Source organism: Posidoniimonas polymericola (assembly GCF_007859935.1).
GTDB lineage: Bacteria > Planctomycetota > Planctomycetia > Pirellulales > Lacipirellulaceae > Posidoniimonas > Posidoniimonas polymericola.
In genome coordinates, this window is the sequence record NZ_SJPO01000008.1 from 193,410 (window position 1) to 209,652 (window position 16,243).

The 16,243-nt window shown below is 66.0% G+C and carries 15 protein-coding genes; 3 read left to right on the top strand and 12 right to left on the bottom strand.

Annotated features, from left to right (window positions below; all coding sequences use genetic code 11):
• Positions 1 to 77 precede the first annotated feature (77 nt).
• Positions 78 to 2,117 carry a YgiQ family radical SAM protein gene (locus Pla123a_RS16815; protein WP_146589070.1) on the top strand — a complete coding sequence of 680 codons (2,040 nt, stop codon included), beginning with the start codon at positions 78 to 80 and terminating at the stop codon, positions 2,115 to 2,117.
• Between the two features lie 33 nt (positions 2,118 to 2,150).
• Here Pla123a_RS16815 and Pla123a_RS16820 read toward each other — a convergent pair whose 3' ends face one another.
• Both Pla123a_RS16820 and Pla123a_RS24705 read right to left on the bottom strand, forming a co-directional pair.
• On the bottom strand, positions 2,151 to 3,764 hold the full coding sequence (locus tag Pla123a_RS16820; protein ID WP_197528056.1) for a S16 family serine protease: 1,614 nt from the start codon (positions 3,762 to 3,764) through the stop codon (positions 2,151 to 2,153).
• Complete coding sequence (locus Pla123a_RS24705; protein WP_197528057.1) at positions 3,712 to 4,038, bottom strand: hypothetical protein; 327 nt, start codon at positions 4,036 to 4,038, stop codon at positions 3,712 to 3,714. The genes Pla123a_RS16820 and Pla123a_RS24705 overlap by 53 nt, the downstream gene beginning before the upstream one ends.
• Positions 4,039 to 4,379: 341 nt before the next feature.
• Between Pla123a_RS24705 and Pla123a_RS16825 the strand changes: the two genes are divergently transcribed.
• Positions 4,380 to 6,836, top strand: coding sequence for an alpha-L-rhamnosidase-related protein (locus tag Pla123a_RS16825; protein ID WP_146589074.1), 2,457 nt, complete (start codon positions 4,380 to 4,382; stop codon positions 6,834 to 6,836).
• Here Pla123a_RS16825 and Pla123a_RS16830 read toward each other — a convergent pair.
• The 10 genes from Pla123a_RS16830 to Pla123a_RS16875 all read right to left on the bottom strand — a co-directional run bounded on the left by Pla123a_RS16830 (position 6,833) and on the right by Pla123a_RS16875 (position 15,826).
• On the bottom strand, positions 6,833 to 8,341 hold the full coding sequence (locus Pla123a_RS16830; protein WP_197528058.1) for a PEP-CTERM sorting domain-containing protein: 1,509 nt from the start codon (positions 8,339 to 8,341) through the stop codon (positions 6,833 to 6,835). The genes Pla123a_RS16825 and Pla123a_RS16830 overlap by 4 nt on opposite strands.
• 323 nt (positions 8,342 to 8,664) lie before the next feature.
• A complete protein-coding gene (locus Pla123a_RS16835; RefSeq protein ID WP_146589078.1) occupies positions 8,665 to 9,318 on the bottom strand; it encodes a hypothetical protein in 654 nt (217 codons plus the stop codon).
• Between the two features lie 275 nt (positions 9,319 to 9,593).
• The gene (locus Pla123a_RS16840; RefSeq protein WP_146589080.1) at positions 9,594 to 10,271 is read right to left on the bottom strand and encodes an aromatic aminobenezylarsenical efflux permease ArsG family transporter; all 678 of its coding nucleotides are present in this window, start codon (positions 10,269 to 10,271) and stop codon (positions 9,594 to 9,596) included.
• Entirely contained in the window at positions 10,268 to 10,750 is a 483-nt protein-coding gene (locus Pla123a_RS16845) for a nitrophenyl compound nitroreductase subunit ArsF family protein (protein WP_146589082.1), read from the bottom strand. The genes Pla123a_RS16840 and Pla123a_RS16845 overlap by 4 nt, the downstream gene beginning before the upstream one ends.
• A 41-nt stretch (positions 10,751 to 10,791) precedes the next feature.
• A complete protein-coding gene (locus Pla123a_RS16850) occupies positions 10,792 to 11,256 on the bottom strand; it encodes a nitrophenyl compound nitroreductase subunit ArsF family protein (protein ID WP_146589084.1) in 465 nt (154 codons plus the stop codon).
• The gene (locus Pla123a_RS16855) at positions 11,253 to 11,501 is read right to left on the bottom strand and encodes a thioredoxin family protein (protein ID WP_146589086.1); all 249 of its coding nucleotides are present in this window, start codon (positions 11,499 to 11,501) and stop codon (positions 11,253 to 11,255) included. Before Pla123a_RS16855 ends, Pla123a_RS16850 begins: the two co-directional genes overlap by 4 nt.
• Positions 11,502 to 11,513: 12 nt before the next feature.
• Positions 11,514 to 12,935: a permease gene (locus Pla123a_RS16860; RefSeq protein ID WP_146589088.1), complete on the bottom strand. Its 1,422-nt coding sequence runs from the start codon at positions 12,933 to 12,935 to the stop codon at positions 11,514 to 11,516.
• 75 nt (positions 12,936 to 13,010) lie between these two features.
• Positions 13,011 to 13,334 carry an ArsR/SmtB family transcription factor gene (locus Pla123a_RS16865; protein WP_146589090.1) on the bottom strand — a complete coding sequence of 108 codons (324 nt, stop codon included), beginning with the start codon at positions 13,332 to 13,334 and terminating at the stop codon, positions 13,011 to 13,013.
• A 273-nt stretch (positions 13,335 to 13,607) separates the two neighbouring features.
• Positions 13,608 to 14,969, bottom strand: coding sequence for an adenosylhomocysteinase (ahcY, locus tag Pla123a_RS16870; protein WP_146589092.1), 1,362 nt, complete (start codon positions 14,967 to 14,969; stop codon positions 13,608 to 13,610).
• A 191-nt stretch (positions 14,970 to 15,160) separates the two neighbouring features.
• Positions 15,161 to 15,826 carry a phosphoribosylanthranilate isomerase gene (locus Pla123a_RS16875; protein ID WP_146589094.1) on the bottom strand — a complete coding sequence of 222 codons (666 nt, stop codon included), beginning with the start codon at positions 15,824 to 15,826 and terminating at the stop codon, positions 15,161 to 15,163.
• Between the two features lie 184 nt (positions 15,827 to 16,010).
• Here Pla123a_RS16875 and Pla123a_RS24710 point away from each other — a divergent pair, with 184 nt between their 5' ends.
• Positions 16,011 to 16,181, top strand: a complete 171-nt coding sequence (locus tag Pla123a_RS24710; RefSeq protein WP_197528059.1) for a hypothetical protein — start codon at positions 16,011 to 16,013, stop codon at positions 16,179 to 16,181.
• Positions 16,182 to 16,243: the final 62 nt, after the last annotated feature.

Sequence of the window (16,243 nt, forward strand, 5' to 3'; positions counted from 1 at the left end):
CCGTCGGCGCCCGGCCCCGCCGCAGAGTTGCCGCACCGTCCTGGTCGGTTCGCGCGACGCCTGCGTATAATCGCGACATGCAGCTCCCCATTCTCAACAATCCCCCGGCGCCGGGCCAAACGGCTGACGCGCTGGCCTCCCTGCCGGTCCTGCCCCACAACGGCGCCCCGCCGCAGCCCCTGCCGATGAGCGTCGAGGAGATGCGCGCCCGCGGCTGGGACGAGGTCGACATCGTGTTCATCACCGGCGACGCGTACGTCGACCACCCGAGCTTCGCGATGGCCCTGTTAGGCCGCGTGCTCGAGGCGGCCGGCTACCGGGTCGGCATCGTCAGCCAGCCCGACTGGCAGAGCTGCGAGGCGTGGAAGACGTTTGGTCGGCCGCGGCTGTTCTTTGCGATCAGCGGCGGCAACATGGACTCGATGATCAACCACTACACGGCCAACCGGAAGGTCCGCAACAGCGACGCCTACTCGCCCGGCGGCCGCATCGGCCTGCGGCCCGACCGCGCGACGCTGGCCTACTGCCAGCGCGCCCGCGAGGCCTACAAGGGCGTGCCGGTGATCGCCGGCGGCGTCGAGGCGTCGCTCCGGCGGCTGGCGCACTACGACTACTGGAGCGAGAAGGTCCGCCGCTCGATATTGCTCGACTGCAAGGCCGACCTGCTGGTCTACGGGATGGGTGAGGACAGCATCGTCGAGATTGCGAGGCGGCTGGACGAGGGCGAAACGGTCGCCGACCTGCGCGACATGCGCGGCGTTGCGTACGCGCTCGGAGCCTCCGAGACCCCGCCCGAAGACGCGTTGGTGATCCCCAGCTTCGAGGAGGTCCGCGACGACAAGCCGGCCTTCGCCGAGGCGACCAAGATGATCCACAATGAGACCAACCCCTACAACGCGCGGCGGCTGGTCCAGTTCCACGACCGCCAGGCGGTGGTGGCCAACGCGCCGCCGCTGCCGGTCTCGCAGGAGGTGATGGACCGGCTGTACGGCCTGCCCTATACCCGGCTGCCGCACCCCCGCTACACCGAGTCGGTCCCCGCGTTCGACATGATCAAGGACTCGGTCACAATCATGCGTGGCTGCTTCGGCGGCTGCACGTTCTGCTCGATCACCACCCACCAGGGCCGCATCATCCAGTCGCGGAGCAAGGAGTCGATCGTCGGCGAGGTGCAGCGGATGTCGGCCTCGCCCGAGTTTAAGGGAGTCGTCAGCGACATCGGCGGCCCGACGGCCAACATGTACGAGATGCGGTGCTCGAAGCCCGAGGTCGAGGCGGTCTGCCGGCGGCAATCGTGCGTCCACCCCACGGTCTGCAAGCTGCTCGGCACGGACCACGGCCCGCTGATCGAGGTCATGAAGGAGGCCCGCGAGACGCCGGGCATCAAGAAGGTCCTGGTGGCGAGCGGCATCCGGATGGACCTGGCGCGGCTCTCGCCGAAGTACATGCGGGACCTGGTCCGCCACCACGTGGGTGGGCTGCTGAAGGTCGCGCCCGAGCACACCGACCCGAACGTGCTCAACAAGATGCGGAAGCCGAGCAACGGCGACTTCGAGAAGTTCACCGAGGTGTTCAAGAAGGAGTCGAAGAAGGCGGGCAAGAAGCAGCACATCGTGCCGTACTTTATCGCCAGCCACCCCGGCAGCGATCTCGACGCCATGATCGACCTGGCCGTGTTCCTCAAGCGGACCGGCTACCGACCTGACCAGGTGCAGGACTTCATCCCCGCACCGTTCGACGTCGCCACGGCGATGTACTACACCGGCATCGACCCGTTCACCAAGAAGCCGGTGCACGTCGCCCGCAAGCTGAACGACCGCAAGATGCAGCGGGCGCTGATGCAGTTCTTCAAGCCGGCCAATTACTTCGAGGTCCGCAAGGCCCTGCTCGCCGCCGGCCGCGAAGACCTGATCGGCGCCGGGTGCGACGCGTTGATCCCCGAGAACCCGCCGCCGGAGGCCTTCAAGGCCCGCCGCAAGGACGCCAACCGTCGGTTCCGCGGCGAGTACGTGCACGCCAAGGCGGCCGGCGCCGGGGACAAGAAGAAAAAGGGCAAGCGGAAGGAGTCCCGCCGGGCTCCGGGCAAGGGCTACCGGCCGGACCGCAAGATGGACTGACGCTATCGAGCGCCGCACCAAAGGGCCGGCCGTCTATTCGGCGGGCGGTTCGGTAGCGAACCCGCCCAGGTAGGCAATGGTCCGCGCGACCGTATTGCACTCCCAGTACCAGTTGAGCGAATCGAGCTGGTCCACCTCGTCGCCGCTGCCCATAGCACCGGCTGAGATGTAATCGAACACGACGTCGGACGGGTCGACCCCGGCGTTGCGGAGCATCTGGATGTTCCGCCGCGTTTGGTCCTCGGCGAAGTCGACCATGTACTTGAGTGGGGCGTCGCGCTTGACGTTGGAAATCCAGCCGTCCTCGTCCAGCTCCACGCCCAGCGAATAATACTTCGCAATCAGCATCGAGGAGATCGTGTAGGTGCGGATGGACAACGCCAGCCTGGCTAGCAAGAGGTTGTCGCCCTCGAACTCCTTGAACATCTCTGCCCGAGAAAACTTGCGGGCGGCCCACGCCAGCAGGTAGTCTTCGTCCTTGCTGAGCATGGCGTCCTGGGCTCGGCTGAAGGTGACGCCCGCTCCCTGGGCGGCCTGCTCCACGACCATCTTCTCAAACTGATTGAGGTTGGCCTGCGAGGCGCGACGGAAGAAGTCGGCGGTCGCCTTGAGCGGCATCGACTCCGGGGTAGCCAGGCCCTCGATGTAGCCCGCCAACTCGAGCACGTCCTCGACATACTCATAGCACTGCCTGGCCATCTGCATGAAGTAGACCGCCTCGAGGATCCGCTCGAGCTCCGCATCGTCCTCCTCGGTCAACTCGGTGAGGATGGGCTTCTTGAGCTCTCCGCTCAGCAGCAGGTCCGCCAGCCGCTCGTAGGTAATCCCCTCGGTGAGGCTCATGTAGCCGTAGATCGAGGTGCCGAGCGCGCCGAGGGTGCGCGGCGAGTAGTTCTTTAACCGGTCGATCGCGATACGGCGTTTCATTGGGGCCTGCGCGAAGCGTTCGGCGTACTCGGTCGCCGCCTTGCGTCCCCGTTTCTCATCGACCCAGATCGTGCGGGCGACCTCGTTGGCCAGCGCCGCATCGCTGGCGCCCGCGATCGCGCTGACCAACGCCGGCGGCGCGAGCCCTTGGTTGAAATGCTCATCGACCTCCCCGTCCCACTCGCGGGCGCCCTCCATGACATCGTCGGTGTAGTCGGACTTGTACTCGTCCGGGACCTGGGCGTACTTGCCGGCTTCGTCGCGGAACTTGGTGCGCCACTTGGCGGCGATGATCTTGGCCTGCTGGTAGTTGGCATTGGCCAGGGTCGGCGCCGGCGCCGGGGCGGGCCGCGGCAGCTGCTGACCGGTCGCCAGCCGGTAGGCTTCGTAGATGTCGCCCACAGCGCGGAGTTCAACGCCGCGGTCGGCGGCGCGTTGGAACAGGTCGACGTCGCGGTCGGCCGCCAGGTCGTGGTCGTTCCGCATGCCGTAGGGAATCAGGACCAGCCGCATGCCCGCTTCGGCGGCGCCGTCGATCTTGTGGGGCACGCCGCCGACCGGCCCGATGGTGCCGTCCGGATTGATCGTCCCGGTCATGGCGACATCGGGCAGCACGGTGTCTCCGCGCAGGGCCGCGAGCACCCCAATGGTGGTTAACGCTCCGGCGCTAGGCCCGTCGACGCGTCCGCTGCGTTGGAAGAACAGTCGGACGCCGTTCACGTCCCGAAAGGTCGGCGGCCACCAACGCGGCCTGCCAGGCGGCGGCCCGCCACATCTCGCCGTAGCCATCGATCTCGTCTTCGATGAAGGCAAGTCGAAACGCCCTGCCGGGGGTCCGGTCAAACCAGATTTCCACCGGCTGGCAAACCCCGCCCACCTCGCTTCCAGATTGGTAGTAAGACAGCATCTGAACCGTCACCGGCTCTTCCGCCAGAACGGCGGGCGGGCACGTGCTCGCAAGCAGCAGCGCGGCTAGCAACTGAATACGCAGCATCGGGAGTCTCCGCTCGGGGGCAATTCTTTTGCTCATTGGCACTCTGGGCGCCGTGGTCTATCGCGGCCTGCGTCCAACGCGACTCCGCCCGGGTCAGCGGGCGGGATCAGCTAGGTCTTGTCGGTGGCGGCGCGAGACGTCGCCACTATGCACCGATCATGAATTCAAGTCAACAATGCGCCGCGAGGCGTACCCCTGTGTGCCGCCCATCTCATCTTACCACAGCCGCGGACGCCTCCTGAGCGGTCGATGCCGAGAGTTGCGAGCGGCGCGCCGGCAGGGGAGAATCGACCTAGCCGCTCTGGCGGTAGTATCTCGCTCTACGAACCAATCCGACAGCCATGGCTCCCCGCTGCTTGCTTCCCGTCTATTTGTCTGTCCTCATCGCGTTGGCAGCGCCCGACGCCCCCGGCGATGAGCCCCGCCCCCAGCGCATCGTGACGCCGCCCACCAGCGCGCCGCTCGACCGCAATATCTACCGGCAGTACGCCATCGAGCAGGCCGCATGGGTCTGGGCCGAGGGCGTGGGCGTCGATGAAGAGCTGGTGCTCGAGTTCGAGAACACGTTCTCCGTCGGCGAGGATACGGAGGTGACGGTGCATGTCACGGCCGACCAGCGATACGAGTTGTTCCTTGATGGAAGGCTCCTGTCGGTCGGCCCCGACCGATCGGATGTGGCCCACTGGTCGTTCGCGACCTACCGACTTAGTCTGCCGGCCGGCGAGCACAAGCTCACCGCCACGGTCGCCTGGATCGGCGACGACGCCCCGTGCGCCCAGACTACCCACCGCGGCGGATTCTTGTTTGCCGCCGAGGGCCAGCTCGCCGAGGTCCTGAGCACCGGCGCCGGTCGCTGGCGTGCGCGCCGCGTGGAGGGCTGGTCGTTTGCGCCGGGGCCGGGGCCCGACTTCGTAGGCCGGCAGCAGACAATCGATGCGCGTCGGAGTCGCCGCGACGCCGAGGTTCCGCTGGCTGTGATCTTACCGCCGCTCGGCGGTAACGCGTACGGACTGATGCGGACCGGTTGGCGGCTCCATCCCTCGCCGCTGCCGGACCAGCAGCTCGAGCCGCGTTCACTGCATCAGGTCCGCGCTGTCGACAACGGGAAGCCGGCCGGGCCGCTCATCGTCACCGACGAGCATCGGGACGCTCCTGACCGCGACGCTTGGAAGGCGGTGGCTGCCGGGGAATCAGAGATCACTGTGCCCGCAGACACCGCGGTCCGGGTGCTGTTCGACCTGGGGGACTACTGCACGGCCTACCCGCGGGTGACGCTGGCCGGTGGCAAGGATTCTTCGGTGCGGGTTGCGTGGGCCGAGTCGCTCTACGAGACCGACGCCAACGGCGCCGCCATCCGGAACAAGGGGAACCGCGACGAGGTCAACGGCAAGGCGTTCCACGGCGTGGCCGACACGTTTATTGCCAGCGGCCGTGAAGAAGAGCTTCAGACCTGGTGGTGGCGGTCCGGACGATACTTGCTGGTCACGGTGCAGACCGCTGCCGAGCCGCTCACCATCAAGCGACTCGACCTGCTGCAGACCCGCTACCCGCTCGAAGATGAGGGCCGATTTGAGTCGTCCGACGACGAGCTCAACCTCTCTCAAGGGCTGATGGTCCGCGGCATGCAGGTCTGCGCCCACGAGACCTACATGGACTGCCCCTACTACGAGCAGCTGATGTACGTCGGCGACACCCGCGTCGAGCTGCTCACCACCTACGCCATGACCGCCGACACCCGGCTGCCGAAGCGGGCGATCGAGCTCTTCGAGTGGTCGACCGACTTGTGGGGCATTGTCGCCGAGCACTACCCCAGCCGGACGCCGCAGCTCTCGCCGACCTTCGCGTTGATCTGGGTCGGCATGGTCCGCGACTTCGCCTACTGGCGGGACGACCCGGCGTGGGTCCGCCAGCGATTGGCCGCTACGCGGGGGACAATCGACCACTTTCTGCTGCGGCTGGAAGACGATGGCCTGCTCGGCCCGCTGCCGGGCTGGCCGTTTGTCGACTGGGTCAACGGCTGGGGAAATGGCAACCCGCCCGGCGCGAAGGAAGGCAAGTCGAGCGTGGTGAACCTGCACCTGCTGCTGGCGTTGCAGCAGGCCGCCGAGGTCGAGGAGGCGTACGGTGAGGCCGCCATCGCCAATCGCTACCGCGGATGGGCCGACCGACTCGCCGAATCCATCGTCGAGCAATTCTGGGTGGCCGACCGCCAGCTGTTGGCCGACGACCGCGGCCATGCCAACTTCAGCGAGCACGCCCAGTGCCTGGCCTTGCTGAGCGGCATCCTGCCAGAGGGCCGCGAAGAGGAGTGTCTCGGCGCGATGCTTCAGGCGTCGGACTTGAAGCAGTGCTCCATTTACTTTTCGTACTACCTGTTCGAGGTGCTCGCCCAGCACGGCCGCGGGGATGAGATTCTATCGCGGTGGAGTTTGTGGAAAGAGCTGCGACTTAACGGACTGAAGACGCCAATCGAGAGCCCGGAGCCGACCCGCTCTGACTGCCACGCGTGGGGCAGCCACCCGCTGTTCCACGCCCGGGCGTCGCTGTTTGGGGTGCGACCGGCGGCTCCGGGCTTCGCGTCGGTGTTGGTGGCTCCACAGCCAGGCACGCTCGACGAGATGAGCGTCTGTCTGCCGCACCCGAAGGGGGAAATCACTGGCCAGCTTAGGTTCGACCACGCGGCCCAGGCGTGCGAGGGGACGATCTCCCTCCCGGAAGGCGTGCCGGGCGAATTCCGCTGGGGCGGCCGCGTCGTCCCGCTGGCGGCGGGCGAGGCAACAACGATTTCGATCCGCTAGCGGCGTATGCGGCGCCAACCACCCCACGCCAAGGCCGACCCCAGCAGCACACCCGCCAGGCTCGACGGCTCTGGCACGGCCCTCGGCGCAACTCGGATCGTCACCTCGAACAACATGTCCGAGGCCACGGAGATCGCGCTGGGGTTGTTGCGGACGTGGTCGGCATTGGCGGCCAGGCCGCCGAAGATGTAGCCCACCACGTTGTCGCCAGCCGGGAGGGCGTCGAAGTCGATCACGCCGTTGTCGAACCGCGGGACGCCGGGCGCGACCATGAACTCAGCGTTGGCGCCAAGCCGCCAGTAGCTGCCTGCGCCGTCGTCCAGGTACGGGAAGGCGCCCAGTAGGTGCTGCGAGTAATCGCCGTTCTCGTCCACCACGACGCTCGTGATCTGGCTGGTGTTGGGGGCGCCGTCGTCGCGGACGAAGTCCTCGTTGTCGTAGTCGTACTGGTTCACAGTGATGCCGCCGAACAACAGCTCGTGCATCTCGCCGGTGTCGCCCGAGTACATGCCGAGCTTGGCGGAGTGGTACTGGTTCATCGCCTGCTGGAACACGCCCTCGGCATTGGGGTTCGCCATCGACGGCTGCCCCAGGGCGTCGATCTCGACGGGCACGGTCCACACGCCGTTGGCGGCGGTGAAGACGCCCGACAACGCGGTGAGCCCCTCCTCGATGCCGCCCGCGCCGTCGGGCTTAAGTACTGGGTACACGTTGAGGTCGCGGCGGTGGAAGTCGGGGTTCGGGGTGGTCGAGGTCGCGTTGGCGAACGACAGGTTGACCCCGTCGTCGACGATCTCGAAGCTGCGGACCTGCTCGGTGTAGTCGCCGTTGCGTCCGGGCTGGTAGCCGCCGAAGAAGTTCTGGCCGAACACCAGGTGGATCTTGTCGTTCATCTCGTACATCGCGCCGCCGGTGACCTGGAACAGCGGGTCGCTCGCCTGACGGATGTGGTCGGCGGCCGTGCCCTGGCCGCCCTGCACCCAGCCGACTAGGCCGGGCAGGTCGAGCGCAGTGAGCGTCGACGCCGTTCCGTTTTGGCCATCGCCAAAGGTGTAGCCGCCGGTCAGGTAGAGCCGGTCGCCGAGCTGCACAAACTGGTTGTTGGTCGTGCCGATCGAGATGGCCTGGGTCGCGGTCAGCCCGGAGTTCTGCTGGTCGTCCGGGTGCAGCGAGCGGCTCCACGACTCGCCGGCCACCGGGTCGATTACCCACACGTCGAAGTTGCGGTCGGCGGTCGGAAAGTTCTGGGCCGCCATCTGGCTGAAGCCGTGTAGTCCGTTGGTGCGGCCGGAGAGCAACACCCACTTACCGTCGTACTCCGCGGCCGCATATGAGTGCAGCGAAGGGAGGGCGGCGGACCCGAGCGTTACTTTGCGAAGGTCTACTCCGTACGGCAGATCTGAGCCAACCTGCACCGGCGAGAACGTGCTGGTTTGGTGCTGTGCGGGCGCGGGCACGGCGACAGCGAACATCAGCAAGGCGAGGACGCGAGCGGCGGTATTCATGGCAGTGGAATCAAAGCAGCGTCGAGGCATTGGGAGGCGAGTAGGGAAGAGCAGGCACGAAAAAACCCGCCTCGCCTAATCCTCAGCGATCCCGGCTAGCGGGCGCGAGGGTAGGGCAACGCGGGTTCGTGGTATTAGTTCGACTCTAAGAGGAATTCAGGAGTTAGGCGAGGCGCGACGCGATGTGCCCCCGTTTTGGCGTCTTCCAGTTTATCATGCGAGGGCGCCGGCGGCCACTTGCTGCTCTCTGGCGGCCAAACGAGGGGGGAAAGGCCGCGTCAGGGCGCGTGTGCGGTTGTCCGAGCATCCCGCCCGCGAGGAAGTCAACCTACGCCAACCCTCTTAATGGACCTGTCGGTACGCACCAAGAGGCCGCCTCCCATCCCAATCACCAGTAAGGCGGCCGCCGACGGTGCGGGCACGATCCGCAGCGTGAACGAGTCGGCACCGCCGCCCGAGCCCCACGACCAGCGGTACTCACCCGGGGCCAAGCCTAGCGACGACAGGGTCCTGCCCGCGTAAGTCGACGAACCAACGAGCGGCGTTCCTGGCGTATACCCGAGCGGCGTTATCACCAGGCCGCCGAACCCGAAATTGAGCCCGCCGAACTCGACGCCGAACGTGTCGCCCGATCCGCTGGTTGGCGCCAGCGGGAAGAAGCTGGGTCCGACGCCGGCTACGCCGAACGACAGCGGTCCGCGGAAGTCATTCAGAACGTACCCATCGACCCCAACAGTGGCTGGGGGCCCGATCACAATCTCACCCGCCGGCAGGATGCCCCCACCGGCGCCGAAGAGCTGCGGGGTAAAGAGGCCGTCCCCAAGGTTCAGCGTTCCGCCGCCGGCGACCACTACGTCCGGCCCCTCCGGCGACGCGGTTACAATCACCGCACCCGTTCCGCTCGCTGCGCCGACCAACGCCAGCAAGCCCCCCATGAACCCCACCTCTAGTAGGCGAACCGCATTGAACGTGAACATCGATCTCTCCCCAGTACTGCCCGAGGACGTTTTGAGGCGAGCGGGCCGGGCAGGGCCCGTTGCTTCACCCTTCAGGATAGCGATCCAGCCGACTGCGGCCCACGAAGCTGTCGGTCGCGCCGATGTGCCGGGGCGGCCGGCTGCGAACTGTTTGTCATGACTGCGCGGCGAATGAACCCGCCGCATTGAGTCTGCTCACACAGAAACCGGCCTTCCGTTGGTCGGCCTCGGTCTATTGGCGGCGCAGCGATCAATAAGAGTATCCCAGGGGTGGGTCAAAGCAGTGATTTGAGGGTCAGGAAGCAGCCGACCACCAGCACGGCCCCGCCAGTCACGAGTCGGGCCCAGCGTTCGGTCTTACTTACGGCGTTGAATGCCTGGCCGAGCTTCTGGGAGCCGAGAGCGATCAGCACCGAGAACCCGATCACCGGCAACGCGGTGCCGACCCCATAGAGCAGCGGCAGCAAGGTCGTCGATCCGGCGGAGACCGACGCCATCACGTTGCCGAAGAACAGGGCAGCAGAGGTTGGGCAGAACGCCAGCGCGAACAGGAATCCCAACGCCAACGCCCCCCAGATGCCCAGGCGGTCGATCCGCGCTTTGACCGACTCGGAAACGCCGCCGCCTCCGAGACTGACATCAATCAGTCCGACCAGGAATACGCCCGTGATGATGAGCGTCGGCCCAAGCAGCAGGTGTATGTACCTCTGCAGGAACTGGGACACGCCGGGCGTCGAGAGGGCGGTGCTGACCAGCAGAAACGCCAGCCCCGTGTACGCCATCACGCGACCCGCCGTGTACAGCATCCCCGCCAGCAGCACGTGTCGTGTGCTGTCGACTCGGCGGCCGATGTAGCTGATCGCGGCGATGTTGGTCGCCAGCGGGCAAGGGCTGATCGATGTAAGCACGCCCAGCCACAAGGCGGTTCCGGCGGCCAGCACCTGCTCGGTCATCTATTCGACTCCTTGGCCTCCTCGTGCTCCAGCTCCGCTTCTTCTCGGGACTGTTTCCGGTAGCGTGCGACGCCTTCGCGGACGTAGGCCCGGAAGTCGTCTGGTCTACCAACCAGCTGCCAGACCTTTGGAAGGTTGGTCCAGGACGCGGCTTCTCCTGCGAAGACATTGACGAGAACCAGCGTCGGAGCATCGACGCCGTAGCTCTGGACTATCTTTGCGTTCTTGCCGTCCTGAAAGTCGACAAAGCGGAACGCGACAATAGGGGCGTTCGCTTCCTTCTCAAAGCCTTGCGTAACCGCCTGCTCGGCCATCGCGCCGATCCGCTTGCAGGTTGGGCAGCGTTGAGTGCGATGAAAGTAGATCGCGACGACCTGGTGCTCCGGAGTCTCTACCGGCTGCTTCTCGGCGCCCGGGGAGCCAGTCACGACTGCGCCGCCAACCGCCAGCACGGCTGCAAGTATCGTTGATGTCGCCACGCTTCACCCTCCTTCTCGAATAAACACGGGGATCGCCCCACTCATAACCCAAGCATGGAGCGGGCTTCGCTCTGGACGTACTCGGTGAATCCTCCGTGGTCGTCGACTAACTCCCAGACCCGGTCGAGGTTTCGCCATTCGGCCCGCTCTCTGTTGGCCGTTCGAACAAGCACGACCGTCGGGGCGACGATGTCGTACTCGGTTACAAAATGGCTATTCTCCGGCTGCTCGTAGTTGACGACCTTCCACTGCAGCTGGTCCTCGGCCAGCTCGTCTGCGAACGCGGCCTGAACTGCTTCGTACGCGTATCCCTCGATGTTGCGGCAGGTGTGACACCGCGTATCGCCGTGGAAGTAGTAGACGACCAGCCCATTGTCTGGCAACTGTTCGGTCATTCGGGCCGCATCATCCGCCGTCGGCGCCCGCACCTCGCGTCCGACCAGCACGACTACCGAGGCGGCGGCAAACAGCAGCAGCCCCGAGGCGACCAGTTTCTTCGCGGTCATCCGAGTTCCCCTTGTGACAAGACGGCTTTGATCTCCGCGGGGGTCGCGACCTTGCCGACGATCTTCACCTCGCCGTCGACGGCCAGCGCGGGGGTAGACATGACGCCGAAATGAATGATCTGGTTGATGTCTTCAATCTTCTGGACATCAGCTTCGACGCCCATCTCTTTCAACGCTGTCTCGACGTTCTCCTTCAGCGAGACGCACTTCTTGCAGCCGGTTCCGAGGACTTGAACGATAGTCATCTGACGGATCTCCTACGAGCTGACCGCCACGACGGTGGCGGCCGGAGGGGCGGCCGAGGTCGTAGCGGCCGGGGTGATTGGTGCGGGCGTGGACGGGTAGAACTCGCCGAAGCCCATTCCCGCGATGGTCGCCATGACGACCACCAGCGCAACGAAGGCGGCGGTCTTGGCGTAGCCGACGACGCTGCGGATCACGAGGATGCTGGGAAGCGACAGGGCGGGGCCGGCCAGCAGCAGCGCCAGCGCCGGGCCGTGGTGCATGCCGTTCCGCATGAGGGCCTCGAGGATAGGCACCTCCGTCAGCGTGGCAAAGTAGAACACGCAGCCCACCACCGATGCGATCAGGTTGGACGTCATACTGTTGTCGCCGACCAAGGACGCCACCTCCTTCTCCGGGATGAGCGCGCCCAGGAATCCTACGACAAAGACGCCGCCGAACAGGAGCGGCAGGAGCAGCTTGGAGAACTCCCACGTGTTGCCCATCCACTCGGAGAAGTCCTGTCGGTTCAGCCAGGCCAGGCTCATGGCAGCGACCAGCACGCCCATGGCGCCCGCCAGCCACCAGCGGTAGTGGTGGACGCGGGTGACCCAGGTGTCGACGTCCGTCATGCTGGCGACGTCGGCCTTGGCGAGCCGGACCACCTCGGAGGCTTCGCGACCAAGCGCGGGCCGCTTGAGCCGGAGGTCGAGGCTGTTCTCGGTTTCGTACTGCAGCGTCGCCTCGAACCGCTGGCCGTCGGCCAGCTGCACTACCTTGTCGCCCGGGTTGAACCAGTCGCTGAACACCAGCAGCGCCAGCATCGCGGCCAGCAACGAAGCATTCTGCCACAGCGGGCGTCTGGCGGCCGGCGGGTCGGGCTGCGCGAGCGTCACTTTGCTCCGCTCGTCCTCGCTGGTGCGGAACAGCAGCGCCATGATGAGGCCGATGACGACTCCGAAAACCATGGCCCCAACCACACGCGCGACGCCCAGCTCGAATCCCAGGACGCGCGCCGTGAGGAAGATGGCAAGCACGTTGATTGCCGGGCCGGCGTAGAGGAAGCAGGCGGCCGGGCCCAGGCCCGCGCCGATGCGGTAGATGCCCGCGAACATCGGCAGCACGCTGCAGGAGCAGACGGCCAGCACGGTCCCGGAAACCGACGCCACGGAGTAGGCCTCGACCTTGTTGGCCTTGGGCCCCAGGTGCTTGAGGACCGCCTCCTTAGAGAGGAAAGTCGTGATGGCGCCGGCGATGAACAACGCCGGGACAACGCACGCGAGCGTGTGGTTGCGGGCGTACCACTGCAGCAGCAGGAGCGCCTCGACAATGGCCCCGGTGATCTTGGCGGCCAGCGGGTCGGCCTGGGCGTCGAACCGCGGCGTCGCCAACGGCGCCAAGTAGGCGAGCAGGAACACGCCCAAGAACGCCGCCAAGATCTTCCACTCCCGACTCATCGCTCCGTACCCTTGTTGCGTATTTGCAAGAATGTGCAAGTTGTTGGCGAAATAAAAAGGCGTTCTACGCCGTTGCTACAAGAGCACCTTCAGCTGCTGGTCGACATGGCACTTTACTACCGATTCAATACAAGCGAACAGGCTCTTCAGACACTTCACGCGGAGGCTGTAGAACACCATCTGCCCCCGCTTGTCACTCTCGACGATGCCCGCATTCTTGAGCTGCGTCAGGTGTCGAGACACGGTCGACATATCCATCCCAATCTCTTGGGTTAGGTCGCAGACGCAGACCTCCTCGTGCTTGGCGAGCAGATCAACCAGCTTCAGCCTGGCGGGGTGGGCCAGGGCCTTGAGAACCTTGGCGCGTGTCTCGTACTTGGCTCGTTCGGCTTGGTTCATACTTGCCTAACTCGGCTGTTGCTTACTTGCATGATTATACAAATATAGTCCTGAACCGAGCAGGCGTCAAGAAATGTTCGGCAGCGGGAGCCAGGAGCTCGCCAGGTGCGGCCCAATGCACGTCCACGGGGCCATCGTCCCGGGCCCCCCGGGCCTGCGGCGGATCCGTCCCCCCGGCCGCTTCTGCTCGGGCGCAAAAAAAGCCCCCCGCCACGGTCGTGACGAGGGGCTTTGCGTTTCAGGTACTCAGACCAAAGCTGAGTAGCACGATCTTTAGTAGCGGTAGTGGTCCGGCTTGTACGGGCCCTCTACCGGGACGCCGATGTAGTCGGCCTGCTCTTGGGTGAGCTTGGTCAGCTTGACGCCGATCTTCTCGAGGTGCAGCCGGGCGACCTCTTCGTCGAGCTGCTTCGGCAGGCGGTAGATCTTGTTCTCGTACTCGCCCTTGTTGTTCCAGAGCTCGATCTGGGCGAGCGTCTGGTTGGTGAACGAGTTGCTCATCACAAAGCTCGGGTGGCCGGTGGCGCAACCGAGGTTCACCAGGCGGCCCTTGGCGAGGGTCAGGATCGAGCGGCCGCTGTCCTTGAAGGTGTAGCGGTCGACAGCGCCTTCCTTTTCAGTCTTGATGACCTCGCTGGTCGCCTTGCCGGCCTTGACCTGTGCCTCGAGCCAGGCGATGTCGATCTCGGTGTCGAAGTGGCCGATGTTGCAGAGGATGGCGTCCTCTTTCATCTGCACCATGTGCTCGCCGAGGATGATGTCCTTGTTGCCCGTGGTGGTCACGAACAGGTTGCCCTCGGTGCAGGCGGCCTCCATGGTCGTGACCTCGAAGCCCTCCATCGCGGCCTGCAGGGCGTTGATGGGGTCGATCTCGGTGACGATCACGCGGCAGCCGTACGAGCGGAGGCTGTGGGCACAGCCCTTGCCGACGTCGCCGTAGCCGCAGACCACGGCGACCTTGCCGGCCAGCATGACGTCGGTGGCCCGCTTGACGCCGTCGGCCAGGCTCTCGCGGCAGCCGTACAGGTTGTCAAACTTGCTCTTGGTGGCCGAGTCGTTGACGTTGATCGCCGGCACGGCCAGGCGGTCCTGGCGGGCGAGCACCTCCAGGCGGTGGATGCCGGCGGTGGTCTCTTCCGACAGGCCCTTGATGTCGCCCAGCAGCTCGGGGAACTTGTCGTGAACCATGGCGGTCAGGTCGCCGCCGTCGTCGAGGATCATGTTCAGCGGCTTGCCCGACGGGAACGCAAAGAGCGTCTGCTCGATGCACCAGTCGAACTCCTCGTTGGTCTCGCCCTTCCAGGCGAACACCGGGATGCCGGCCTTGGCGACCGCGCACGCGGCGCTGTCCTGGGTGCTGTAGATGTTGCAGCTCGACCAGGTGACCTCGGCGCCCAGCTCGACGAGCGTCTCGATCAGGACGGCCGTCTGGATGGTCATGTGCAGGCAGCCGGCGACGCGGGCGCCCTTGAGCGGTTTGTCCTTGCCGTGCTTCTCACGGAGGGCCATCAGGCCGGGCATCTCGTTTTCGGCCAGGTTGATTTCCTGCCGTCCGAATGCGGCCAGACGCTCGAACTCTTCGGGGGTGCAGTCGAGGACCTTGTAAGGGAGTTTTTCCATTTCAACCTGAGACACGTGGGGCTCTCCTGAGTACTTCGCTTGGTGGGATGCGTAGTTATAGCGCGCCGTCGTGGACCGCAAAGTTGGGGCCCGGAAATGCGACGCCGGTGGGGGATCCGTCCAATCTCTCGATTCTACCGTTCCGGGAGCCGCCGCCACAACCCGCCGGGGCCGCCTAAAACGCACGATTCAGCGGGCTTATCCGGTCAATCGGCGGCAGCGAGACCGAACGCCCGGCGGGCCGCAGAGATGAAATCCGCCGTCTGGGCCGGGTCCTTCACTCCCGGCGCCGACTCGACCCCGCTGGCGGTGTCGACGCCGTGCGGGCGGACGGCGGCCACGGCCTGGGCGACGTTTTCGGCCCGCAGGCCGCCGGCCAGGATCATGGGTACCCCGCGGCGCCAGTGGTCGTGGCCGGCGAGGGCCCCCCAGTCGGCCGTCTGCCCAGACCCGCCGTAGTGGCCCGGCACGGCCGCGTCGACCAGCAGCGCGGCCGGCAGGGCGGCGGCCGGCAGGGCGGCCAGTTCGGCGGCGAAGGCGGGCAGCGTCTCGCGAGTGAGCCGCCGAGCTAGCACTACCGGCAGCGGCTCCAGCTCGGCGATCATCGACAGCGGTTCATCGCCGTGCAGCTGCACGGCGGACAACCGACACCGCTTGGCGAGTTCCCGGACGCGGTCGGCCGGCTCGTTGACGAACAGGCCGACCCGCTGGACCCGGTCGGCAAGCGCTTCGGCGACCAGCGAGGCAAACTCCGCGGTCACGCAGCGCGGGCTCTGGGGGTAGAAGTTGAGCCCGATAGCGTCGGCGCCGGCGGCGTCGATCATCTCGGCGTCGTCGATGCTCGTTACGCCGCAGATCTTTACGCGGAACATGGCGTGAGCGGAGATTTCGACTGGAGGGGACGCGGCGGCACGCGCCACCGACAGGTGGAGTATTGGCCGCCAGCGCGGTTTAGGCAAGCCTTGCCGGTCTGGGAGAGTTGGCTTGTTTCAGGGCCCGGTGCGCGCCGAAGCAATCCACGTGCGGACGATGTGTTTTTATCGGGGTGAAGCCGACATGCTGCTTGCCATCCAGTTGCTGCTCGGCCTCGCGACGCTGATCGCCGCCCTGGCGGTAGTGGGCGGGCGGCGGGAGTCGGCCCCCAACGCCCGAGACGCCGAGCGGGCGCTCGGGACGCCGGTCCGCCAGCTAACGGGCGAATGTGGCGTCCGCCGCCGCATTACGTGAAGCCCCCGTCCGGCCGGCGCCGATCCAAAACGACGTCCGCCCCCGACTCCCTCTAGTGTGCC